This window comes from Mesorhizobium sp. WSM4836 (assembly GCF_055811815.1).
In genome coordinates, this window is record NZ_JBVVQF010000114.1 from 1 (window position 1) to 285 (window position 285).

1 protein-coding gene is annotated in these 285 nt (G+C 69.1%); it reads right to left on the bottom strand.

Annotated elements, in window-relative coordinates; genetic code table 11:
• Nucleotides 1-105 precede the first annotated feature (105 nt).
• Nucleotides 106-285 (bottom strand): hypothetical protein (locus AC0L2P_RS32325; protein ID WP_473507257.1); only part of this gene is annotated, 180 nt, incomplete at its 5' end.

The window sequence follows — 285 nt, forward strand, 5'->3', positions numbered from 1 at the left end:
CGTCGTCCTGCTCGTCAATTTGCAGAAAGAACGTGCCCATGGGCGCGTCCCAACCGATCCCAAGCGATCCGCCGTCATCTTGGTTGAAACTATAGCGGCTCATGGTCAGCGGCTCCGCGCGCGCTTAGGCGGGGGCAAGCCCTCGTCCACCCGGATCGCGGCCCGCTCGCGCGTCTGCTGGCGATCGGGCTGCTGCTGGTCGGCCGCCAAGGTCAGACGTGCCGCGCCATTGTCGCGGGCGAGCTGGTGGCGCTGCGCGGATGCGAGGCCGGCGCGCACCTGGTC